The sequence below is a fragment of the Methylobacterium tardum genome (assembly GCF_023546765.1).
Classification (GTDB): domain Bacteria; phylum Pseudomonadota; class Alphaproteobacteria; order Rhizobiales; family Beijerinckiaceae; genus Methylobacterium; species Methylobacterium tardum.
In genome coordinates, this window is record NZ_CP097484.1 from 5,287,815 (window position 1) to 5,309,620 (window position 21,806).

The following is a 21,806-nucleotide window of genomic DNA, read 5'->3' on the forward strand; positions in this document are numbered from 1 at the left end:
AGGCCCTCGGCGCAAGGCCATCGCCGCCATCGCGCGCGGGACGTACCGTCATGGGGCCAGGACCTTGGGTGTCAGAACCTTGGGCGTCAGGATCTGGCGCGCCGGCGTATCTGGATCCCGGGCTCCGTTGCGCGGCCCCGGGATGATGGTGCGGAAGCGGGCTCGATCAGTACGGCGCCGTCAGCTTGAGCCAGAGCAGGGCCGCGAGGCTGATGACGGCGATCGGCATCTGCAGGGGCCGCAGCCGGGCATGGGCGAGCGGCACCTCGCCGGCGCGGGCCGCGATCGGGTCGAGGATCCCGATCAGGGCGTAGCCGAGGATCAGCATCGCCAGCGCCGGCACGGCCTTGCCCATCACCGCCGCGAACAGGCTGAACAGGCCGAGGGCGTACAGGACCAGCATCGTCACGATCTGCGAGGCCTGCGGGCCGCCCTCGGTCCGGAAGCTGACGCCCCGGTGGACGCCGGCCAGGAACAGCAGGATCGAGGCCGCGTAGAGCAGGGTGAACAGGGCTACGAGATAGTCGAGGGGCTGCCCGTTCAGCCACCACGTCGCGGCGGCGCCGACCGCGATCGGCACCATCGGGCCGAAGCCGAAGACGATGTCGAGCCACGGGATCCGGCGCGGCTCGTGCGTGGTGAGGGTGCGTCCGGTGGCGTCGTCGCGCATGGGAGTCGGGCGGGGCTTTCAGTGCGGAGGTCTGCTGCAGTGCAGCGCCGGGACGGGCAACGGTCGCGCGCCGGCACGGTTCCGGAACCGGCCCGAAAGCCGTCTCGCGGCGTCGGCCTGTCTAGCGCCGGCGGAGCGCCGCGGCGAGGCCCGGGAGCGGGCCGCGCGGGGGCCTTGAGGTCAGGGAAAAAAGGCGTTATCTGTGCGGGGCCCTCATCACAAGGTCTGCGCCGCAGCGCGCCCGTGAGCCGTGAGGGTCCTGCCAAATCGGTTTCGCCACCCTGATCCACGGGCCCCTCGCCGCAGCGCGGCCCGCCCTTCAGCGCCCGTCCCCCGGGTGCTTGGCACAGAACCGGCCCTCCCACCTTCTCCGTCGGTTGCAAGACACCCCATGACGCCACACCCCGACGACCTCGCCGATATCGAGACTGCCGAGCCGGTCGAGATGCCCGCCGCCCTCGTCGGCGTCCGCGAGGTCAAGCTCCAGGACCTCAAGTCGAAGACGCCGACCGATCTGACGGCCTTTGCCGAGGAGGTCGAGGTCGAGAACGCCTCGACCATGCGCAAGCAGGAGCTGATGTTCGCAATCCTGAAGCAGCTCGCTGCCAAGGAGGTCGAGATCATCGGCTCGGGCACCGTCGAGGTGCTGCAGGACGGCTTCGGCTTCCTGCGCTCCTCCGACTCGAACTACCTGCCCGGCCCGGACGACATCTACATCTCGCCGACCCAGATCCGCCGCTTCGGCCTGCGGACCGGCGACACCGTCGAGGGCCCGATCCGCGGCCCCAAGGACGGCGAGCGCTACTTCGCGCTCCTGAAGGTCAACACGATCAATTTCGAGAACCCCGAGAAGATCAAGCACAAGGTCCACTTCGACAACCTGACGCCGCTCTTCCCGACGAAGCGGTTCAAGCTCGAGCTGGACAACCCGACCAAGAAGGACTTCTCGCCGCGGATCATCGACATCGTGGCGCCGATCGGCAAGGGCCAGCGCGCCCTGATCGTGGCGCCGCCGCGCACGGGTAAGACCGTGCTGATGCAGAACATCGCGCAGTCGATCACCCTGAACCACCCCGAGTGCTACCTGATCGTGCTGCTCATCGACGAGCGGCCCGAGGAGGTCACCGACATGCAGCGCTCGGTGAAGGGCGAGGTCATCGCCTCGACCTTCGACGAGCCGGCCACCCGCCACGTGCAGGTCGCCGAGATGGTGATCGAGAAGGCCAAGCGCCTCGTGGAGCACGGGCGCGACGTCGTGATCCTGCTGGATTCGATCACCCGCCTCGGCCGCGCCTACAACACGGTGGTGCCGTCCTCCGGCAAGGTGCTGACCGGCGGCGTCGACGCCAACGCCCTGCAGCGGCCCAAGCGCTTCTTCGGCGCGGCCCGCAACATCGAGGAGGGCGGCTCGCTCTCGATCATCGCCACCGCGCTGATCGACACCGGCTCGCGCATGGACGAGGTGATCTTCGAGGAGTTCAAGGGCACCGGCAATTCCGAGATCATCCTGGACCGCAAGGTCTCCGACAAGCGCATCTTCCCGGCGATCGACATCACCCGCTCGGGCACCCGCAAGGAGGAGCTGCTGGTCCCGCCGGATTCGCTCAAGAAGACCTACGTGCTGCGCCGCATCCTCAACCCGATGGGCGTCACCGACGCGATCGAGTTCCTGCTGGACAAGCTGCGCCAGACCAAGAGCAACAGCGACTTCTTCGATTCGATGAACACCTGAGGCGGCGGTTCAATGGCCCCCCGACCCGCACCTCAGGATGAGGGGGTGGGTTGGAGGGCCGGTGCGCCTCTGCCCCTGTCCCGCCGCGGCACGAAAGCGACCGGCTGCGCGATGCGCCCGTTGACTGTCCCCTAACCGGTCCCTGCCAAGGTCCTCTTCGGGCGCCAGGTTGCGTATCGGCGCCGCGACAGCCCCGCCGCCCGGTCGATCCCGGCGGCGGGGCTCGTCGCAGCCCGGCTTGCACCCACGCCCGGATCCGTGACACTGGCGCGATGCTCCGCTCGCCCTGGACCGGCTCGGCCCCGCTCCTCCTCGCCTCGACCAGCCCGACCCGGCGCCTCCTGCTGGAGAGCGCCGCCCTGCCGGTCGAGACCGCGTCGCCCGACGTCGACGAGCGTGCCCTCGAGGCGGCGCGCGCCGGCCTGACCCCGCCCGACCTCGCCCTGGTGCTCGCCCGCGCCAAGGCCGAGGCGGTGGCGGCACGGTTCCCGGGGCGGGTCGTGCTCGGCGCCGACCAGGTGCTCGATTGCGACGGCACCGTGTTCCACAAGCCGGTCGATGCCGAGGCCGCCCGGGCGCAGCTCGCCCGCCTGTCTGGCCGGACCCACGCCCTCCATTCCGCCGTGGTCCTGGCCGGGGCGGTGCGGGACGCCTTCGTGGAGACCGCCCGACTGACCCTGCGCCCCCTCGATGACCGGGCGATCGCGGCCTATGTGGAGTGCGCCGGCGCGGAGCGCGTGCGGGCGAGCGTCGGCGGCTACCAGCTCGAAGGGCCGGGGATCCACCTGTTCGAATCGGTGGCCGGGGACCACAGCACCGTGCTGGGCCTGCCGCTGCTGCCGCTCCTCGCCCGGCTGCGCAGTGCCGGCTACCTCGGCCTTCTGAAGGAGCACCTTTTGGCCGGACACGACCATTCGCATGGCGGCCATTCGCACGGCAGCCACGGGCACGGCGGTCATGCCCATGGCGGCCACGCGCACGCGCCGAAGGATTTCGGCACCGCCTTCGCCATCGGCATCGTGCTCAACACCGCCTTCGTGGTGGTCGAGGCGGCCTACGGCTACCTCAGCAACTCCATGTCCCTTGTGGCCGATGCCGGCCACAACCTGTCGGACGTTCTGGGTCTCGCGGCGGCCTGGATCGCCGCCATCCTGGTGCGCCGGCGGGCCACCGCGCGCTTCACCTACGGCTATCGCGGCTCCTCGATCCTGGCCGCCCTGTTCAACGCCGTGTTCCTGCTGATCGCCATGGGGGCGGTGATCTGGGAGGCGCTGGTCCGGCTGGTCCATCCCGAGCCCGTGGCGGGCACGACCGTGATGGTGGTGGCCGCGATCGGGATTCTGGTGAACGGCCTGACCGCGTGGCTGTTCGCCAGCGGCGCCAAGGGCGACATCAACGTCCGCGGCGCCTTCCTGCACATGGCGGCCGACGCCGCAGTCTCGGCCGGCGTCGTGGTGGCCGGCCTCGTGATCCAGCTCACCGGGCTCAGTTGGCTCGACCCGGCGGTCAGCCTCGTGATCGCGGCCCTGGTCGTCTGGGCGACCTGGGGCCTGCTGCGCGACAGCGTGGCCATGTCCCTCGACGCCGTGCCGCCGGAGATCTCCCCGGACGCGGTGACGGGCTTCCTCCTCGGCCGGCCCGGCGTCGCCGGCCTCCACGACCTGCATATCTGGCCCATGAGCACCACCAGCGTCGCCCTGACGGTCCATCTCGTGATGGCGGAGGGCCATCAGGCCCACCGCCTGCCCGGCAACGGCTTCCTCGCCGAGACCGCCGAGGGCCTGCGCGCGCGTTTCGGCATCGGCCACGCGACCCTGCAGATCGAGGAGGCCGGCGGCCCGGCCTGCCGCCTCGCGCAGGATTGCGCGGCATGAGCGCGTCCAAGAGCGAGTCCCCGAGCACCCTGCCGGACGCGCGCGGCACCGAGCGCCGCGCCTTCGTGGTCGGCCACCCGATCGCGCATTCGCGCTCGCCGCTGATCCACGGCCACTGGCTCGCCGAGCACGGGATCCCCGGCTCCTACCAGCGCCTGGACGTGGCCCCCGAGGCCTTTCCGGATTTCATCCGCGGCCTGCCCGCCTCCGGCTACCGGGGCGGCAACGTCACCATCCCCCACAAGGAGACGGCCTTCGCGCTGGCCGACACGCTCACGCCGCGGGCGAAAGCCATCGGGGCGGTCAACACCCTGGTGGTCGAGGCCGACGGCCGGATCCGCGGCGACAACACCGACGCGCCGGGCTTCTGCGCCCATCTCGACCAGAGCCTGGGCGCGGCCTGGCCGGAGCGCGCGGGCGGCACCGCCGTGGTGCTCGGGGCCGGCGGCGCCGCGCGGGCGATCGTGGTCGGCCTCGCCGAGCGCGGGGTCCGGCGCATCCGGGTCGCCAACCGCACGGCATCCCGGGCCGAAGCTGTGGCGGCCCTGGCGCCGGGCATCGGCGAATCCCTCGCCTGGGACGACCTGCCGGCGGCGCTGGCGGGGGCCGGGCTCCTCGTCAACACCACGGCGCTCGGCATGAAGGGGCAGCCGCCCCTCGTCCTCGACCTCGCCCCGATGCCGGCGGACGCGGCCGTGGCCGACATCGTCTACGCGCCCCTGGAGACGGACCTCCTCGCCGCCGCGCGCCGGCGTGGGCTCGCGGCCGTGGACGGGCTCGGCATGCTGCTGCACCAGGCGGTGCCCGGCTTCGAAGCCTGGTTCGGCCTGCGCCCCGCGGTCACCCCGGCCCTGCGCGACCGGATCGTGGCGGATCTCGCCCCGTGAGGCCGAAGGCCGGATCTCGCTCCATCAGGCCGAAGGCCGGTTCCGGGCCCGTCATCCTCGGGCTGACCGGCTCGATCGGCATGGGCAAGTCGGCCACCGCGGCGATGTTCGCGCGGCTCGGCGTCCCGGTCCACGACGCCGACGCCGCCGTCCACGCCCTCTACGGGCCCGGCGGCGCAGCCGCGGCGGCGATCGGACAGACCTTTCCCGGCGTGCTCGACGCGGACGGCGGCGTCGACCGCAGCCGGCTGCGCGCCGCCGTGCTCGACGCACCGGACCGGATGGCGGTCCTGGAGGCGATCGTCCACCCGCTGGTCCGGGCGGCGAGCACGGACTTCCTGGCCCGGCACGCGGACGCCCCGCTCGTCGTCCTCGACATCCCGCTTCTCTTCGAGACCGGCGGCGCGGGCCGCTGCGACGCGGTCGCGGTGGTGAGCGCCCCGCCCGAGGTCCAGCGCGCCCGGGTCCTGGCCCGTCCCGGCATGGACGCGGCGGCCTTCGCGGCGATCCTGGCCAAGCAGATGCCCGATGCCGAGAAGCGCGCCCGGGCGGATTTCGTCATCGACACGAGCAGGGGCTTTCCCGCCGCCGAGGCCGCGGTGGCGCGGATCGTGGCCGCGCTCACCGAGGGCGTGCGCCGCCGCACCGGGCCGGCGGGTGATCCGGCCGCGCCTTTGCCTATCTGGAGTTGCAGTTCGGGGGTGAACCGAGTGCAGGATGGACGGCATGGCGTGGCGCTTCAGAGGAATCGGTCCGGTTCGCTCCGGCGGCGTCGTGGCGACGATCCTGGCCGCCGCCCTCTCGGCCATCATGCTGGCGCTCCCCGCCGCGCCGGCTCAGGCCCAGTACGCCACCGCCTGCCCGCCGCCGAAGAAATTCGCCGCCGGCGCCTGCGTCACCGCCTGTCCGGCCGGCTACGAGGACCAGGGCCGCGTCTGCGTCTACCGTAACATGTCCCGGTAAGCGGCAGGGCAACCGCTTCCGAGGATCTCATCGTCCCCTGCACGCGGGCGGCGGGTTGACGTTCAAGCTCCCATCCCGTCATCCCGGGGCCGCGCAGCGGAACCCGGGATCCAGAGCCGCCGACAGGTCCAAACCTTGCGCTGTCGGCGGCTCTGGATTCCAGGCTCGCCTGCGGCGCCCGGAATGACGGAGTAGTCGATGGACCCGCCTCCGGCATCTCGGCCGGCAGATCGAGCGCGTGCGACCGTGATCGGTCTCGACAAAACCTTCGCTGGAGCGATTGCCCTGCGGTGAGAGGCACGGGAGCTTAACCGCGCCGGACTATCGGGCTAGAATCCGTCTCCCACCTGCGAGCCGCGAGACCCATGCTGCGCGAGATCGTCCTCGACACCGAGACCACCGGCACGGAGGCGAAGGGCGGCGACCGGCTGATCGAGATCGGCGCCGTCGAGCTCCTCAACCACATCCCCACCGGCCGAACCTTTCACCGCTACTGCAACCCGCAGCGGGCGGTCTCCGAGGGCGCGTTCAACGTCCACGGCCTGTCCGACGCGTTCCTGTCCGACAAGCCGGTCTTCGCCGAGATCGTCGGCGAGCTGCTGGACTTCCTCGCCGACGGGCGCCTCGTCATCCACAACGCGCCCTTCGACGTCGGCTTCCTCAACATGGAATACGCGCGGCTCGGGGACCGCGCCCCGCCGCCGATCCGGCTGGAGGACGTGGTCGACACCCTGCCGATGGCCCGGCGCAAGCACCCGGGTGCGGCCAACAACCTCGACGCCCTCTGCTCCCGCTACGGCATCGACAACACCAAGCGCACCAAGCACGGGGCGCTCCTCGACGCGCAGATCCTCGCGGAGGTCTATGTCGAGCTGCTCGGCGGCAAGCAGACCAGCCTCGGGCTGCTCGCGGCGGAGGTCGCCGCTCCCGTCGCCGGATCGGCGGCGCGACAGACGAGTTCCGCAACGCCCCGCCCCTACCGCAGCCGGCTGACCGAGGCGGAGCGCGCCCGCCACGACAGCTTCCGGGCCAGCCTCGGTCCCGCCGCGATCTGGGCCGATTACATCGGCGCGGACGACCCCGCCTGATCCGCCGACCCCTCCGCGTAACGCCGGATCAGGAGACCGGAGGGTTGCGCCGGGGGCTGTTGCCGCAGCGCACATCGGCGTTTACTGCAATGCACAATACGGGGCCGACGTCCCATCTGGCGATCGGGTGCGGATCGGCCATGCGGCGGCACAGACGTGCCGGGCCGGGCCGCGACAGCAATCCTGAGGCAACGAGGCGCGCACGCATGACCGAGGATTTCGGCAGCCGCGACGAGAAGGGCGGCGCTTCGCCGTTCACCGACATGATCGAGGCCACCCGCCTCACCGGCCTCGGCCGCCTGGAGGAGGCGACCGCCCTGATCCAGCGCAGCCTCGCGGGCCAGAAGGCCGCGCCCCCCGCCTCCACCCCCGCCGGCGAGAACCGGGCCGAGACCGCGCGCAGTGCCGCGCCGGAATCCGGCACCCGGGTGCGCGAGGTGATGGGCGAGGTGGTCGGTCAGGTCGTGCGCGGCCTCGCGCCGGTGCTGAAGGGCCTCGGCCATCCCCTGCGGCAGCCCGCGCCGGCCGATGAGCGGAAACCCGCCGGCGGCGGCTTCGTGCCTTTGAGCTACACCGATGCCGCCGGCAGCCGCGACTACAAGCTGTTCATCCCGAGCCATCCGGAGGCCGCGGCGCCGCTGATCGTGATGCTGCACGGCTGCACGCAGAACCCGGACGATTTCGCCGCCGGCACCGGCATGAACGCCCTGGCCGAGCGCGCGGGCGTGTTCGTGGCCTATCCGGCCCAGAGCCGTCAGGCCCACGCGCAGCGCTGCTGGAACTGGTACGAGCCCCGGGACCAGGCCCGCGGCTCCGGCGAGCCGGCGATCATCGCGGGCCTCACCCGCGCGGTGATGGCCGAACACCCGATCGACCCGGCCCGGGTCTACATCGCCGGCCTGTCGGCGGGGGGCGCGGCCGCCCTCAACATCGCCCGCGCCTATCCGGACCTCTACGCCGCCGTGGGCGTCCATTCGGGCCTCGCGGCCGGCTGCGCCCGCGATCTCGGCTCGGCGCTGATGGCCATGCAGGTCGGCGCGCCGGGTCTCGGCACGACGACGCCGTTCGGCGCCCCGGCCGCGGCGACGCGGGTGCCGACGATCGTCTTCCACGGCGAGGATGACGGCACGGTGAGCGTGCGCAACGCCGATCAGGTCCTGACGCAGGCCAACATCGCCGGGCTGACGGCGCGGTCCGAAACCATCGAGGGCCGCGGCCATCCCTTCACCCGCACCCGCTACCTCGACGAGACCGGTCGGGCCGTGGTCGAGGATTGGCGGGTGCGCGGCGCCGGCCACGCCTGGTCGGGCGGCCGCCCAGAGGGCAGCTACACGGATCGCGAGGGACCCGACGCCTCCCGCGCCATGCTCGACTTCTTCGCCGAGCACCGGCTCGGCCCGCAACGCCGGTAATGGGTTTCCCAAGGGCTGTGCCCTTCGGCGGGTTGCCGGGGCGGAGCCCTGGCCTCTGAACGGGCTTCGCCCGCTTGCAGGGCTCCGCCCTGCACCCGCAAAAGGTCCCGGACCTTTTGAAACCCGAGAAATTTCCACGGACCATCATGACCGCCATCCCGACCCTGAACGGCCTCGCCGAGATCGCCGACCGGTACGACCTGATCCTCTGCGACGTCTGGGGCGTGCTGCATGACGGCCAGAAGGCCCATACGGCCGCCGGCGAGGCGCTGATCCGCTTCCGCACTCTCTCCGGCGACCGGCCCCGCCGGGTGGTGCTCGTCTCGAACGCGCCCCGGCCCGGGGACGGCGTCGGCCGCATCCTCGACCGGTTCGGGGTGCCGCGGGAGGCCTACGACGCGATCCTGACCTCGGGCGACCTCACCCACGACCTGATCGCCGCCCGCCCCGGCGCCCGGATCCGGCATCTCGGGCCGGAGCGCGACCTCGGCATCTTCCAGGGCCTCGATCTCAGCCTCGTCCCGGAGGCGGAGGCCGACCTGATCGTCTGCACCGGCCTGTTCGACGACCGCAGCGAGACCGCGGACGATTACCGCCCGGAGCTCGAGCGCCTCGCCGCCCGCGGGCTGACGCTGATCTGCGCCAATCCCGATCTCGTGGTCGAGAGCGGCAACCGGCTGATCCCCTGCGCGGGCCTGATCGCGGCGGCCTACGCGGAGATCGGCGGCGCGGTGGTCTATGCCGGCAAGCCGCACCGCCCGGTCTACGAGGCGGCCCTGGCCAAGGGTGGCGAACTCGCCGGCGCGCCCGTCGATCCGGCCCGGGTGCTGGCGATCGGCGACGCGATCCGCACCGACATTGCCGGGGCCAACGGCTTCGGCATCGCGAGCCTCTTGGTGGCACGAGGCATCCACGCGGAGGAACTCGGCGTCACCGCCGAGCACCACCGGCTGGGCGACGTGGCGGACTGGCTCGGACAGCAGGCGGTGCACCCGGACGCGGTGATCGAGCGGCTGGTCTGGTAGCGGCCCGCGCGGACGACCCCGCTCACCCGCTGCGGGAGAGCGTCCGGTCGAACAGGGCCAGCATCGCCGTCCAGCCGCGCGCGGCGGCGGCCGGGTCGTAGACCGGGAAATCCGGCATCATCCAGCCATGCGCGGCGGGGTAGGTCTCCGCCCCGTAGCGGATGCCCGCCGCCGACAGCGCCCCTTCCAGCCGCTCGGCCATCTCGGGCGGGTAGCTGCCGTCGTTCTCGGCCGCCGCGATGTAGAGCTCGGCCTTCAGCTGCGGCGCGAGACGGTGCGGGCTGGTCGGCTCGTCGGTGGCGAGGTTGCCGCCGTGGAAGCTCGCCGCGGCCGCGAACCGGTCGGGATAGGTCGCGGTCGCGGTCAGCGCCATGCGGCCACCCATGCAGAAGCCCACCGCCCCGACGCTCCGGCCGGCGACGTCGTCGCGCGTGTCGAGATGGGCGAGCAGGGCGCCGGTATCCGCCGCCGCCTTCACATTATCGGTCGTGGCCATCAGCGGGCCCAGGATCGCCCGGAAGTCGCCCTTGAACACCTCCGCGGGCACGAACGGCGCGTAGGGTCCGTAGCGGTAGAACAGGTCCGGCAGCAGCACGACGTAGCCGCCGGCCGCGAGCTGCCGCGCCATGTCGACCAGGGCCGGCCGGATGCCGCCGGCATCCATGTAGAGGATCACGGCGGGCCAGGGTCCGGCGCCGTCCGGCGTGACCACCTGTGTCGGGCACACGCCGTCCCGGGTCTGGATCGCGACGGGCTCAACGCGCATGCGGTGTTCCTCAACGGGGGCCGGACCCTTCTGCGCCCGGCCGCCGGAAACCGCCAGGGGGCGAACGTGGCCGGTCGGTCCGGTTTGTCGCCGGCTCGTTCCTGGCCGATGGTCCCCGCGCGTCGTACCGCCGCGTCTCCGGCGCGACTCTGCGGATCCCGAGCCACATGGCCCAACTAAGGAAGCGGTGCTGATGACCGAGCCTCTCTCTGCCGCGCACCACGCCCGGACCATCCTGGCCGCGCACGAGCATCGCCGCCAGATCCCGCCGCTGACCGGGTGGGATCGGGCCCTCGACCTGCCGGCCGCCTACCGGGTGGCCGAGGAGGTGCGGCACCTGCGCGCCGCGCGGGGCGAGCGCGCCATCGGCCGCAAGATCGGCTTCACCAACACGACGCTCTGGGACCGCTACGGCGTCCGCGCGCCGATCTGGGGCCACGTCTACGACACCACCCTGCGCGACCGGGACGCGCTGCCGGGTCCGGTCGCTCTGGCGGCCTTCGTGGAGCCCCGGATCGAGCCCGAGATCGTGTTCGGCCTGGCCCGTCCCCCGGAGCCCGGCATGGACGCGCCCGCCCTGATCGGCTGCCTCGACTGGGCGGCCGCCGGGTTCGAGATCGTGCAGTCGCTCTTTCCCGGCTGGCGTTTCGCGGCCCCCGACACGGTCGCGGCCTTCGGGCTGCACGGACTGCTGGTGGTCGGCGAGCGCGTGCGGATCGCCCCCGCGGAGAGGCAGGCCTGGATCGGCCGCCTCGCGGATTTCACCGTCGACCTGCTGCGGGACGGGGCGGTCGCGGACCGGGGCGGCGGCCGGAACGTCCTCGGCACCGGCCCCCTCGCGGCCCTCGGCCATCTCGCCGATGTGCTGGCTAACGATCCGGACGCCCCGCCGCTCGCGGCCGGCGAGATCATCACCACCGGCACCCTCACCGACGCGCTGCCGATCGCCCCCGGGCAAAGCTGGCGCGCGCGGCTCGACGGGCTGCCGCTGCCCGGCATCGACCTTGCGATGATCTGAAGAGCCCGGCGCGGGTTGGTGTAGGATAGTGGTGCTTCTTCCGGAGCGGCTGCCGGAATCAGGCATTGGCGATAGTTAGCCGACATGCCACATGCAGAAACATGCCTGGTCGCCCGCGGAGACGTTACACGGCCTTCCTCGTCTCCGTCGCGGCGGAACGGTCGCGCAGCAATGGGTCGAGCACCCTCGTCTACGCGGTGATGAAGCCCGGTCCCGAGGAGGCGCTGGAAGCGGTGCGCGCACGGGTCGATCCCCAGGCCGCCCTGGCCATCGTGGGCAGCCTGTCGACCCGGATCGCCAAGGCGCTCAAGCTGAAACCCGACGAGCCGCGCCCGGTGTGACGCCCCAGGCCTCTATCCCCTTCGGGTCTGAACCCATTCGGGTTGAGCGTGAGGTGGCTGCTTCCGACCCATCGCGGCCGTACTCGGAGCCCGTTCGCCCACCCTGAAGCGGACGTCCGATGTGGCCCGGCTGTAAGTCGTCGGATCACGAACCCGCGACTTCCCGAAGCAAAAAAACGTCGCCAAGCCTTTGGCAAAGGCTGCGGCTCAGATTTGGCGCAACTGCGACAATCATCCTACGCAACGATCTCGTTCCAAGCCTATTGGGCAGGGTGCCGCCACGTTCGTGCGCAGCTCTTTCATCCCTATCCCAATGAGACATCGATGACGCCTCAATTCTGGCTGTGGCTCGGCTTCGCGGGCATGGCGGCAGGAGCTGCCGCGATCCTATTCATGGCAAAGCGGCGGACACCCGCCGAAGAGGCCGATGGGATCATCCACGGGATCGTGCCGATCATCGCAGCCTGCTCCTACTTCGCTATGGCCACGGGACAGGGAAGTCTCGTCCTCCCCGCCGGTCCCGATGCGGCAGAGGCTGCGCGCCAGTTCTACTTCGCGCGCTACATCGACTGGACGTTCACCACGCCTCTGCTGCTCGTCGGGCTCTCGCGCACGGCGATGCACTCTGGCATGCGCCGGCCGGCCGTTGTCTGGGGGCTGATCGGCTCTGACCTGATCATGATCGTGACGGCCCTGGCCTTTGGCCTGTCCGATGTCGCCGCGATCAAGTGGACGTGGTTCGCCATCTCCTGCGGCGGGTTTCTCGCCGTGTTCTACGGGATCTTCGTGCAATTGCGTGAGGAGAACGCCTCTGAGCGCGCCGATGTGCGCAAAGCCTTCGTGCGAAATGCCGTGTTCCTCACGGGAGTGTGGTCGGCCTACCCGATCGTCCTGCTTGTCGGTCAGGACGGCCTCGGCATCCTATCGCCGACTGCGGCCCTGGCAGTGATCGCCATCCTCGATCTGACCGCCAAGGTCGTCTACGGGATCATGGCGACCCTGGAGACGACGCGCACAGTCGATCGCGATCTGAAGGATGGATCTGTCGCTGCCACGCCGCTGCGCCGGGCGGCCTGAAGCGGATGGCGGCTCCGTCGTCTTTCTCCCTCCTCGGGGATACCGCCGGCGCGAGCCGCCACCGCATGCCTTCACTGTGGACCCGGCTGCTGCAAGGCGCCGGCGTGCTGGCTGTGCTCGGGCTGGTCGCCTCTGCCTTTCTGCCGCGCGAAGCCTCCTGGCTGGTGGCTCTGACCGCGGTGATCGTCCTCGGCGTTCCCCACGGTGCCCTGGACGGCGCGGTGGCGGCGCCGCTGCTGCGCCCCCGATACGGGCGTGCATGGTTCGGGGTCTTTGCCATCCCGTATCTCGGTCTCTCCGCGCTGGTTCTCCTGGCTTGGCAGGTCCTGCCTCTTGCAACCCTGGCGGGGTTCCTGGCTGTATCGGTTCTGCATTTCGGCGAGGAGGACGCGGGCTCGGGCAGACCAATCGAGGCGCTTGTACGCGGGGGCCTACCGATCGCACTGCCAGCGCTGCTACGCCCGGAGGAAACGGCACAGATCTTCTCGGTCGTTGCGCGTATGCCGATGCCGCAGCTTCCCACTTGGTGGTCAGCCGCAGCGTGGCTCTGGCTTGCCTTGACAGGGGCGTGGCTTCTGACGCGCCAAGCACGGTGGAACGTGCTCGGTGAGATCACGGGCTTGGCTGCGGCCTTCCTGGCGCTACCACCCCTGACGGCATTCACCCTGTACTTCGTCGGCCTTCATGCGCCCAGGCACATGCTCGCTCTGGTGCGAGACCCGATCAAGGCCCCTGGCGTTGATACGATGCAGCGGGCCGTCCGCACTTCGCTGCCGATCTTCGCTCTGACCCTCCTACTGGGCGCTGGCCTCTGGCCGCTCTATGCCTCTGGCTCATCTGACGTGTCGGCCAATCTTCTGACCGTGACGCTCCAGATGTTGTCGGCCCTGACCGTCCCGCACATTCTCCTCGACCACATCGCAGCGCGGCATCAAAGCCGTTCAGACTATTAGCCGCCGCGGTGAGCGCGATGCTTCGAGGATCATGTCGGTTGACGCCAAGGCGAGCCTCCAAGCCGACCTTCCGCTTTCCCCCTCTCGGACATTACGACGGCTCAGCTGATGTCGCTCAGACCCGTCCTCAATCCACCGCCAGCCGGTAGCCGACGCCCCGGACCGTCTGCAGGAACAGCGGGTTGGCGGGATCGACCTCGGTCTTGCGGCGCAGGCGGTTGATCTGGACGTCGACCGTGCGCTCCATGGCCGCCCCGCCGGAGCCGGCGAGCTGCTCGCGCTCGACATTGCCGCCTCCGGCCATGGCCAGGATCGTCAGGATCTCGCGCTCGCGGTCGGTGATGCGGATCAGCTCGTCGTCCCGGCGCAGCTCGCCCCGGTCGATCCGGAACGCGAACGGCCCGAAGGTCACGGCCTCGGCGGCCGCCGCGCGCGGGCGCACGCCGCGCTGGATGATGTTGTTCAGCCGGAGCGTCAGCTCCCGGGGCTCGAACGGCTTGGGCAGGTAATCGTCGGCGCCGATCTCCAGGCCCATCACCCGGTCGTTCGGGTTGGAGCGGGCGGTGAGCATCAGGATCGGCACCCGGGAGGTCTCGCGCACGCTGCGGGCGTAGTCGAAGCCGTTCTCGCCGGGCATCATCACGTCGAGCACCATCGCGTCGAACACGACGCTCTGGGCCCGGGCCCTTGCCTCGGCGGCGCTCGCCGCCGTGGTGACCCGGAACCCTTGGTCGGTGAGGTAGCGGGCGAGCAGGTCGCGCAGGCGGCGGTCGTCGTCGACCACGAGGACGTGCGGCGCCTCGTCGGGCAGCTCGGCCCGGGCGGCCGTCACGCGCCGCCCCCGCCGGTCGCGCGGAAATCGGCCGCGCGCGGGTCGGTTGCACGGGCGTCGGCCGCGCTCCCGCGCCGTGCCATCAGGCGCTGGACCGCCGGGCGGTCCTCCGGCTCGATCATCGCCATCAGGAAGTCCTCCGGGGAGCCCCGCGCGTCCGGTGCGGCGAGGGCCCGGGCGAGGCGGCGCGCCTGGACCCGCGTGAGGTCGGCCGCGAGCCCGGCGCCGGCCTCCGTGCAGTACAGCAGGCGCTGGCGCCGGTCGCTCGAACCCGGCTTCTGCGCGATGTAGCCCTGCCCGATCAGGTCCTTGAGCACCCGGTTCAGGCTCTGCTTGGTGATGCGCAGGATGTCGAGGAGCTCGGCGATGGTCAGGCCCGGATAGCGGTCGACGAAGTGCAGCACCCGGTGGTGGGCCCGGCCGAAGCCGTAATCCGCCAGGATCCGGTCGGGATCGCCCACGAAATCCCGGTAGGCGAAGAACAGGAGCTCGATCAGGTCGTCGCTGCCGAGGGTCGCCGGCGCGGCGCCCGGGACGGGCTTGGCCGCGAAGGACCCTTCGCGCGGGGCTGTCCGTGTCACGGCGCGGCCGCTCCCAACGGGTGATAGGTCAGTCTCCGTGACGTTTCCCAAGCACGGCCGGGCCCGTCAACCCTGATCGCCGCCGATCGGTGTCGCGACGTTGACCTTGCCACCATGGCAAGCCCTAGCGTGCCCGAATCGACCCTGGATCGGCACTTGCGCGGAGGGGAAACAGGCATGCGACATCTCGGGCCAGCTCTGGGCCTCGGGCTCGTTCTGACCGCGGGCACGGCCCTCGCCCAGCATTCAGCTCACAGTTCGTCCGCGCACGGGCCCGGCCGCGACCCGCCGGCGACGCAGGGCTTCAAGGCCGCGCACGGCGCGATGATGCGCGCCATGGCGGTCCCCTATACGGGGGATCCGGACGTCGATTTCCGGCTTCAGATGATCCCGCATCACCAGGGCGCGATCGCGATGGCGCAGGTCGCCCTCGTGCACGCGACCGATCCCTGGACCCGTCAGCTCGCCGAGGCGGTGATCGTCGAGCAGCAGCGCGAGATCGCCGAGATGGAGGCCTGGCTCACCCGGCGGGGCGTGGCCGTGCCGGCCGGCGGGGCGCCGCAGCACGTCCTGACGGCGGACTCGTTCCGGAGCCAGTCTGCCGAGGCCGGGACCCGCGCGGAGATGCGCGGCCAGTCCTGGGCACCGGGCGCGGGCATCCGCTAGCGCACTGCGCCCGGCGCAGGCTTGCGGGAGGTCGGATCGCTCCGCTACGCATCCCGGATTGGGCGGACGGAGCGACCGAGAGCATGGCCGAGGCAGCTGAACCGGGCCCGCGCCGCCTGTGGATCCGCGATCCGCTCGCCATCCTGGCCGAGGGGGCCGGCGGCGGGGTGGTGGTCGCGGGCACCCGGATCGTCGAGCACGTGCCGGCGGGCGCGAAGCCCGCGGCGCCCGTCGACGAGACCTTCGACGCGTCGCGCCACGTGGTCATCCCCGGGCTGATCAACACCCACCATCACGCCTTCCAGACTCTGACCCGCGCCCATCCGCTCGCGATCAACAAGCCGCTCTTCCCCTGGCTGAAGGCGCTCTACACGGTCTGGGGGCGGATCACCCCGGAGGCGTTCCGGCTCGCCACGCAGGTGGCCTTCACCGAGCTGCTGCTCTCGGGCTGCACCACCGCGGGCGACCACCATTACCTGTTCCCGAAGGGCCTGGAGGATTCGATGGACGTCCAGGTCGTGGAGGCCCGGGCCCTCGGGATCCGCGCCGCCATCACCCGCGGCTCCATGAGCCTGTCCGACCGGGAGGGCGGCCTGCCCCCCGCGGCGCTGACGCAGGACGATGACACGATCCTCGCCGATTGCGAGCGGGTGCTGAACCTGTTCCACGATCCCGCCCCGGGCGCGATGGTGCAGGTCGCGCTCGCGCCGTGCTCGCCCTTCGCGGTGACCAAGCGCCTGATGTGCGAGAGCGCCACGCTGGCCGCCCGGCACGCGTGCCGGCTCCACACCCATCTCGGCGAGACGCTGGACGAGGACGATTACTGCCAGTCGATGTTCGGCTGCCGGCCAGTGGAGTATCTGGAGGAGGTCGGCTGGCTGAACGACCGGGTCTGGCTCGCCCACGGCATCCACTTCACCGATGCCGAGGTCGCGCGGCTCGGCAGGGCCGGCGTCGGCGTGTGCCACTGCCCGACCTCGAACATGACCCTGGCCTCCGGCCGCTGCCGCACCTGCGACCTGGAGGCGGCGGGTTCGCCCGTCGGCCTCGGGGTCGACGGCTCGGCCTCGAACGACAGCTCGAACCTGATGGAGGGCGTGCGCCACGCCCTGATGATCAACCGGCTGACCTACGGGGCCGAGGCCGTAACGCATTTGGACGCGCTGCGCTGGGCGACCGAGGGCTCGGCGGCGTGCCTCGGCCGCTCCGATATCGGCCGGATCGCGCCGGGCCGGGAGGCCGACCTCGCGCTGTTCACTCTGGACGAACTGCGCTTCTCCGGCGCCCACGACCCGCTGGCGGCTCTCGTCCTGTGCGGCGCCACCCGGGCCGACCGGGTGATGGTGGCGGGTCAGTGGCGGGTGATCGACGGGCAGCCGCTCGGGGTCGATACCGGGCTGCTGCGCGAGGCCCATTCCCGGCTGGCGGTGGACTTGTTCGGGGCGGTGTAGAGGGCGAGCCCTGACCCGACCCGCTCCGTCATCGCGAGCGTCAGCGAAGCGACCCAGGGCAGCGCGCGATCTCGGGATGTGGTGTGTCCCTGGATTGCTTCGCTCCGCTCGCGAAGACGAGCGGCCCACTTCGCGCTGCGTTCGCCGAACTGACGAGGCGTCGCGCGGTGGAAACTGTCCCGTCCGCGCCGGCCTGCGCGTCCGTCACGCCTGAACGGCGGGGCTCGTCCCTGGGCGAGCCCCGCGCGACGATCCTCAGAACAGCCCGTCGATCTGCCCGTTGGCATCCAGCCGGATCGTGTCGGCGGCCGGCACCCGGGGCAGGCCCGGCATGGTCATGATCTCCCCGCAGATCGCCACCACGAAGCCGGCGCCGGCCGAGAGCCGGACGTCGCGCACGCCGACGATGTGGCCCTCGGGGGCGCCCATCAGGGTCGGGTCGGTGGAGAACGAGTACTGGGTCTTGGCCATGCAGATCGGCAGGTGGCCGTAGCCGTCCTTCTCGAAGGTGGCGAGCTTGCCGGCGGCCTTGGTCTCGATCTGGATGTCGGCGGCGCCGTACAGCTTGGTGGCGATCGCCCGGATCTTGTCGGTGAGCCGGCTCTCGGTCTCGTAGGCGTGCCGGATCGGGGCCGGCTCGGCCTGGCTGAGCTTCACCACCGCGCGGGCCAGCTCCTCGGCGCCGGCGCCGCCCTCGGCCCAGTGGCGGCAGGTGATCGCCTCGACGTCGAGGCGCTCGCGGCACAGCTCCTTGAGCTTGGCGTGCTCGGCGTCGGTGTCGGCGTGGAAGTGGTTGACGCCGACCACCACCGGCAGGCCGAAGCCGCGCAGGTTGGTGACGTGCCGGGCGAGGTTGGCGAACCCCTTCTCCAGGGCGTCGATGTTCTCGCCGCCCAGGTTCTTCTTGTCGACGCCGCCGTGCATCTTGAGGGCGCGGATCGTCGCCACGACCACCACAGCCGAGGGGGCGAGGCCCGCCTGCCGGCACTTGATGTCCAAAAACTTCTCGGCGCCGAGATCGGCGCCGAAGCCGGCTTCCGTCACCGTGTAGTCGGCGAGCCGCAGGCCGGCCCGCGTGGCGATCACCGAGTTGCAGCCATGGGCGATGTTGGCGAAGGGGCCGCCGTGGATCAGCGCCGGGTTGCCCTCGAGCGTCTGCACGAGGTTCGGCTGCAGGGCGTCCTTGAGCAGCACCGTCATGGCGCCGGTGGCCTTCACGTCCTTGAGGGTGACGAGCTTGCGGTCGCGGGTCTCGGCGATGACGATCCGGCCGAGGCGCTCCTCCAGGTCGGCCAGATCCTTGGCGAGGCAGAACACCGCCATCACCTCGGAGGCCACCGTGATGTCGAACCCGTCCTCGCGGGGGAAGCCGTTGGCGACGCCGCCGAGCGACTGGGTGATCTGACGGAGCGCGCGGTCGTTCATGTCGGCGACGCGGCGCCAGTGGATGCGGCGGACGTCGATGTTGAGCTCGTTCGCCCAGTAGACGTGGTTGTCGATCAGCGCGGCCGCGAGGCTGTGGGCCGACGTGATGGCGTGGAAGTCGCCGGTGAAGTGCAGGTTGATCTGCTCCATCGGCACGACCTGCGCCTTGCCGCCGCCGGCAGCGCCCCCTTCATGCCGAAGCACGGCCCGAGCGAGGGCTCGCGCAGGCAGATCATGGTCTTCTCGCCGATGCGGTTCAGGGCGTCGCCCAGGCCCACCGTGGTGGTGGTCTTGCCCTCGCCGGCCGGGGTCGGGGAGATCGCGGTGACCAGCACGAGCTTGCCGGGCTTCCGGCTCTCCAGCCCGGCGATGTAGCCGTGGTCGATCTTGGCGATGTGCTTGCCGTAATTGTGGAGCGCGTCATCCGGGATGCCGAGTCGCTCGGCGACCTGCGCGATCGGCTTCAGGGTCGCGGCGCGGGCGATCTCGATGTCTGACGGCATGGGCGTTCCCTCCCTGGATTGCGGGCTCGGCGCCCGACCGCCGGCTGTTGCCGTGCGGGTGACCGGTCGTGCGGGCAGCCGCCCGCGAACGGCTGCGCACTGTGCGTCAAACCGTTCGGAAATGCGCGTCGATTTTTATGAGGTGGCCGACAAAATACTCTTGTCGATCCGGAAAGGATGGTCACCTCGGCGTTCACCGCGCGTCCCCCTGGCCTATTAGGCCAAAGGCAACACGCTTTGAAAAACTCATTTCCGTGTTGACCGCCATCGGCCGGAGATCCGCGCCGTCATTCCGGGGCGCCGAAGGCGAGCCCGGAACCCAGAACCGCGATCGGTGCCGGATCTTGGCGGGCCGGCGGATCTGGATTCCGGGCTCCGCTGCGCGGCCCCGGAATGACGGGAGGAAGCGGCCGCGGTGCGCCGACACCGCGGAGAGCCGTGAGCGCTCCGGGAAGGACGGGCGCGGCCCCGTCAGCCCCCGGACTTCTTGGCCTTGTCGGCGGCGCCCGGCGCCTCGTGCGGCTGCGGCGCGCCCTTCGGCAGCTCCGGGTTCTCGGCGTTGTGCGGGGCGGCGACCGGGGCCGGCACGGTCTCGGCGGTGGCGGTCGGCTTCTCGATGTCGGGCAGGCCGTCCTTCAGCTTCGCGTTGATCTGCGCGAGGTCGTCCGGCTCGGGGTTCAGGTCCTTGGCGTGCTGCCACTGGAACTTGCCCTCGAGGCGCCGGCCGGAGCGCCAGTAGGCGTCGCCCAGGTGGTCGTTGATGGTCGGATCGCCGGGCTTCAGCTCGACCGCCTTCTCCAGTTCGCGCACCGCGTCGTCCCAGCGGCCGAGGCGGAAATAGGCCCAGCCGAGGCTGTCGGCGATCATGCCGTCGCGGGGGCTCGCGTCAGCGGCCTGCTGCAGCAGCTTGAACGCCTCGTCGATATTGGTGTTCTGGTCGACCCAGGAATAGCCCAGGTAGTTCATCACCTGCGCCTTGGCGGCCGGCTGGCTGGCCGGCACCAGGGACAGGGCCTTCTTCAGGTCGGCCTCGGCCTTCGGCCATTGCTTGGCGCGCTCGTAGGCGGTGCCGCGGAAGTAGTAGGTCGTCCAGTAATTGGATTGCGGCCGGTCGCCGATCAGGTCGATGGCGCGGGTGTAGGTCGCCGCCGCCTCCTCGTACTTCTTGCGCGCGCGCTGGACGTTGCCGAGCGCGGTGATCACGTCGATGTCGTCCGGATGCGCCTTCATGGTGGCGTCGAGATGCTCGAGCGCCTCGTCGCCCTTGCCCATCTGCTCCAGGTTCTGGCCGATCTGGATGTCGCCGTTGAGCTTGAGCGGGGAATTGGCGGGAATCTGCGCGTAGGCCTCGTTGGCGCGCTCGGGCTGCTTCATCCGGTCGAGGGTGTCGGCCAGCGTCAGCCGGGCGAGGGCGTGGTCGGGGGCGAGATAGAGCGCCAGCCGCAGGTAGATCACGGCGGGCAGCTCGTCGCCCTGCGTCGAGCCCGCGGAGCCCAGCCCGTACAGCACCTCGGCGGCGCCCTCCTGGGCGTTGCCGATCAGGCGCGTGAGCGGCTTGCCGGCCTTGAGCTTGTCGAGGGCGTCGCGCACCAGCGGATGGCGGGGCGAGAGCTGGTCGAAATCGGAATAGGCCTGGATCGCCAAGTCGGTGCGGCCGAGGCTCGCCTCCATCCGCGCGTAGGCATCGACGATGCGCAGGGTGTTGCGGTCGGCCTCGTAGGCCGCCTTCAGGCGGCGCTCGGCCTCGGCATTGTCGCCGGTCACCGCCGCGATCAGGCCGGCATGGTAGTCGCGGAACGTGTTGTAGTAGCGCTCGCCGCGGAGCTTGTTGACCGTCTCCAGCGCCTTCTTGCCGTCACCGGCGCCGGCATACGACCAGGCGGTGAGCAGCGTCGCGGTCAGGTCCGTGGCGGCGCCCCGGCCGCTGCGCGAAAAATTCTGGCGGGCGGCGGCCCATTGGCCGGCCTTGATCTGGCGCACCCCGAGGGAGAGGTTGGCGAGCCCGTTGGTCGGATCGCGGGCGATCAGCTTCTCGGCGGTGCGGAACGCGTCCGGCAGGGCGCCATCGGCGAGCAGCGAGATGAAGGCGCGCTCGGCGAGTTCCGCGTTGCGCGGGTCGGCCTTGACCGCCTCGCGGTAGAAGGTCGCCGCCGCCGCCGTGTCCCGGGACGCGCCCGCGATGTAGGCGGAGAGGAAGTTGCCCTCCAGCGAATCCGCGGGCTCGTAGTCGAGCACCGGGGTCGATTCCCTCGGCTGCGCGGCGAGCCCGGTCTGCGGAAGCCCGGCGGCGAGCAGCAGGGCGAGCGCCGAAACGCTCCGGCGGGCGCGAGATGTCATCATGAACCGATCGCGGCTCCTGGGCGCCGGCTCGCAAGAGGGCCGGGCGCGAGAATGGCGGGGCGTCCCCGAAAAAACGCTGGGGACACTGAACCCATCCCGCCAGCCCCGCAAGGCGAAAGGATGGCGCGGAGGCGGATGCCCAGGTCGTCCGCCTTCCCGTCCTCGCGAGCGCAGCGAAGCAATCCAGGGCGGCGGGACTTCC

The 21,806-nt window shown here is 71.2% G+C and carries 17 protein-coding genes and 3 pseudogenes; 14 read left to right on the forward strand and 6 right to left on the reverse strand.

Annotated elements, in window-relative coordinates:
* Nucleotides 1-166: 166 nt before the first annotated feature.
* Nucleotides 167-670, reverse strand: a complete 504-nt coding sequence (locus tag M6G65_RS25235) for a DUF3429 domain-containing protein (protein WP_238195962.1) — start codon at nt 668-670, stop codon at nt 167-169.
* Between the two features lie 391 nt (nt 671-1,061).
* Here M6G65_RS25235 and rho point away from each other — a divergent pair, with 391 nt between their 5' ends.
* From rho to M6G65_RS25280, 8 genes and pseudogenes are all read left to right on the forward strand, one after another.
* The gene (gene rho, locus M6G65_RS25240) at nt 1,062-2,402 is read left to right on the forward strand and encodes a transcription termination factor Rho (protein WP_238195963.1); all 1,341 of its coding nucleotides are present in this window, start codon (nt 1,062-1,064) and stop codon (nt 2,400-2,402) included.
* A 272-nt stretch (nt 2,403-2,674) separates the two neighbouring features.
* Nucleotides 2,675-3,205, forward strand: a pseudogene (locus tag M6G65_RS25245) (Maf family protein); the annotation flags it as partial.
* Between the two features lie 93 nt (nt 3,206-3,298).
* Nucleotides 3,299-4,276 carry a cation diffusion facilitator family transporter gene (locus tag M6G65_RS25250; protein ID WP_238195965.1) on the forward strand — a complete coding sequence of 326 codons (978 nt, stop codon included), beginning with the start codon at nt 3,299-3,301 and terminating at the stop codon, nt 4,274-4,276.
* A complete protein-coding gene (locus M6G65_RS25255) occupies nt 4,273-5,163 on the forward strand; it encodes a shikimate dehydrogenase (RefSeq protein ID WP_238195966.1) in 891 nt (296 codons plus the stop codon). The genes M6G65_RS25250 and M6G65_RS25255 overlap by 4 nt, the downstream gene beginning before the upstream one ends.
* 80 nt (nt 5,164-5,243) lie before the next feature.
* A pseudogene (gene coaE, locus M6G65_RS25260) lies at nt 5,244-5,801 on the forward strand (dephospho-CoA kinase); the annotation flags it as partial.
* A gap of 690 nt (nt 5,802-6,491) precedes the next feature.
* The gene (gene dnaQ / locus M6G65_RS25270; protein ID WP_238195968.1) at nt 6,492-7,214 is read left to right on the forward strand and encodes a DNA polymerase III subunit epsilon; all 723 of its coding nucleotides are present in this window, start codon (nt 6,492-6,494) and stop codon (nt 7,212-7,214) included.
* Between the two features lie 206 nt (nt 7,215-7,420).
* Nucleotides 7,421-8,626 carry an extracellular catalytic domain type 1 short-chain-length polyhydroxyalkanoate depolymerase gene (locus M6G65_RS25275; protein ID WP_238195969.1) on the forward strand — a complete coding sequence of 402 codons (1,206 nt, stop codon included), beginning with the start codon at nt 7,421-7,423 and terminating at the stop codon, nt 8,624-8,626.
* A gap of 146 nt (nt 8,627-8,772) precedes the next feature.
* Complete coding sequence (locus tag M6G65_RS25280; RefSeq protein ID WP_238195970.1) at nt 8,773-9,651, forward strand: TIGR01459 family HAD-type hydrolase; 879 nt, start codon at nt 8,773-8,775, stop codon at nt 9,649-9,651.
* Nucleotides 9,652-9,673: 22 nt separating this feature from the next.
* Here the strand turns inward: M6G65_RS25280 and M6G65_RS25285 are convergent, their stop codons facing one another.
* The gene (locus M6G65_RS25285) at nt 9,674-10,417 is read right to left on the reverse strand and encodes a dienelactone hydrolase family protein (protein WP_238195971.1); all 744 of its coding nucleotides are present in this window, start codon (nt 10,415-10,417) and stop codon (nt 9,674-9,676) included.
* A gap of 193 nt (nt 10,418-10,610) precedes the next feature.
* On the opposite strand from M6G65_RS25285, the gene M6G65_RS25290 reads away from it, so the two are divergent.
* The 4 genes from M6G65_RS25290 (at nt 10,611) to M6G65_RS25305 (ending at nt 13,806) form a co-directional block, all read left to right on the forward strand.
* The gene (locus tag M6G65_RS25290) at nt 10,611-11,435 is read left to right on the forward strand and encodes a 2-keto-4-pentenoate hydratase (RefSeq protein ID WP_250103035.1); all 825 of its coding nucleotides are present in this window, start codon (nt 10,611-10,613) and stop codon (nt 11,433-11,435) included.
* A gap of 101 nt (nt 11,436-11,536) precedes the next feature.
* Nucleotides 11,537-11,776 (forward strand): hypothetical protein, encoded by a 240-nt coding sequence (locus M6G65_RS25295; protein WP_238195973.1) that lies wholly within the window; start codon nt 11,537-11,539, stop codon nt 11,774-11,776.
* Between the two features lie 324 nt (nt 11,777-12,100).
* Nucleotides 12,101-12,853, forward strand: a complete 753-nt coding sequence (locus M6G65_RS25300) for a bacteriorhodopsin (RefSeq protein ID WP_238195974.1) — start codon at nt 12,101-12,103, stop codon at nt 12,851-12,853.
* Between the two features lie 65 nt (nt 12,854-12,918).
* Nucleotides 12,919-13,806, forward strand: coding sequence for a Brp/Blh family beta-carotene 15,15'-dioxygenase (locus tag M6G65_RS25305; protein WP_238195975.1), 888 nt, complete (start codon nt 12,919-12,921; stop codon nt 13,804-13,806).
* Between the two features lie 127 nt (nt 13,807-13,933).
* Here the strand turns inward: M6G65_RS25305 and M6G65_RS25310 are convergent, their stop codons facing one another.
* Together M6G65_RS25310 and M6G65_RS25315 are read right to left on the reverse strand one after the other, a co-directional pair.
* The gene (locus tag M6G65_RS25310; RefSeq protein ID WP_192710434.1) at nt 13,934-14,638 is read right to left on the reverse strand and encodes a response regulator; all 705 of its coding nucleotides are present in this window, start codon (nt 14,636-14,638) and stop codon (nt 13,934-13,936) included.
* A complete protein-coding gene (locus tag M6G65_RS25315) occupies nt 14,635-15,219 on the reverse strand; it encodes a MarR family winged helix-turn-helix transcriptional regulator (RefSeq protein ID WP_238195976.1) in 585 nt (194 codons plus the stop codon). Before M6G65_RS25315 ends, M6G65_RS25310 begins: the two co-directional genes overlap by 4 nt.
* A gap of 177 nt (nt 15,220-15,396) precedes the next feature.
* Between M6G65_RS25315 and M6G65_RS25320 the strand changes: the two genes are divergently transcribed.
* The gene (locus M6G65_RS25320) at nt 15,397-15,885 is read left to right on the forward strand and encodes a DUF305 domain-containing protein (protein ID WP_238195977.1); all 489 of its coding nucleotides are present in this window, start codon (nt 15,397-15,399) and stop codon (nt 15,883-15,885) included.
* Nucleotides 15,886-15,968: 83 nt separating this feature from the next.
* The gene (locus M6G65_RS25325) at nt 15,969-17,336 is read left to right on the forward strand and encodes an 8-oxoguanine deaminase (protein WP_238195978.1); all 1,368 of its coding nucleotides are present in this window, start codon (nt 15,969-15,971) and stop codon (nt 17,334-17,336) included.
* Between the two features lie 255 nt (nt 17,337-17,591).
* On the opposite strand, the pseudogene M6G65_RS25330 reads toward M6G65_RS25325, so the two are convergent.
* Together M6G65_RS25330 and M6G65_RS25335 are read right to left on the reverse strand one after the other, a co-directional pair.
* A pseudogene (locus M6G65_RS25330) lies at nt 17,592-19,264 on the reverse strand (formate--tetrahydrofolate ligase).
* 471 nt (nt 19,265-19,735) lie between these two features.
* Complete coding sequence (locus M6G65_RS25335; RefSeq protein ID WP_250103036.1) at nt 19,736-21,604, reverse strand: tetratricopeptide repeat protein; 1,869 nt, start codon at nt 21,602-21,604, stop codon at nt 19,736-19,738.
* Nucleotides 21,605-21,806: the final 202 nt, after the last annotated feature.

What these genes read in the sequence shown, in the direction of transcription:
- M6G65_RS25235 (WP_238195962.1), bottom strand. Translation starts at nt 670, where the DNA reads ATGCGCGACGACGCCACCGGACGCACCCTCACCACGCACGAGCCGCGC.
- rho (WP_238195963.1), top strand. Translation starts at nt 1,062, where the DNA reads ATGACGCCACACCCCGACGACCTCGCCGATATCGAGACTGCCGAGCCG.
- M6G65_RS25255 (WP_238195966.1), top strand. Translation starts at nt 4,273, where the DNA reads ATGAGCGCGTCCAAGAGCGAGTCCCCGAGCACCCTGCCGGACGCGCGC.
- dnaQ (WP_238195968.1), top strand. Translation starts at nt 6,492, where the DNA reads ATGCTGCGCGAGATCGTCCTCGACACCGAGACCACCGGCACGGAGGCG.
- M6G65_RS25275 (WP_238195969.1), top strand. Translation starts at nt 7,421, where the DNA reads ATGACCGAGGATTTCGGCAGCCGCGACGAGAAGGGCGGCGCTTCGCCG.
- M6G65_RS25280 (WP_238195970.1), top strand. Translation starts at nt 8,773, where the DNA reads ATGACCGCCATCCCGACCCTGAACGGCCTCGCCGAGATCGCCGACCGG.
- M6G65_RS25285 (WP_238195971.1), bottom strand. Translation starts at nt 10,417, where the DNA reads ATGCGCGTTGAGCCCGTCGCGATCCAGACCCGGGACGGCGTGTGCCCG.
- M6G65_RS25290 (WP_250103035.1), top strand. Translation starts at nt 10,611, where the DNA reads ATGACCGAGCCTCTCTCTGCCGCGCACCACGCCCGGACCATCCTGGCC.
- M6G65_RS25295 (WP_238195973.1), top strand. Translation starts at nt 11,537, where the DNA reads ATGCCTGGTCGCCCGCGGAGACGTTACACGGCCTTCCTCGTCTCCGTC.
- M6G65_RS25300 (WP_238195974.1), top strand. Translation starts at nt 12,101, where the DNA reads ATGACGCCTCAATTCTGGCTGTGGCTCGGCTTCGCGGGCATGGCGGCA.
- M6G65_RS25305 (WP_238195975.1), top strand. Translation starts at nt 12,919, where the DNA reads ATGCCTTCACTGTGGACCCGGCTGCTGCAAGGCGCCGGCGTGCTGGCT.
- M6G65_RS25320 (WP_238195977.1), top strand. Translation starts at nt 15,397, where the DNA reads ATGCGACATCTCGGGCCAGCTCTGGGCCTCGGGCTCGTTCTGACCGCG.
- M6G65_RS25325 (WP_238195978.1), top strand. Translation starts at nt 15,969, where the DNA reads ATGGCCGAGGCAGCTGAACCGGGCCCGCGCCGCCTGTGGATCCGCGAT.
- M6G65_RS25335 (WP_250103036.1), bottom strand. Translation starts at nt 21,604, where the DNA reads ATGATGACATCTCGCGCCCGCCGGAGCGTTTCGGCGCTCGCCCTGCTG.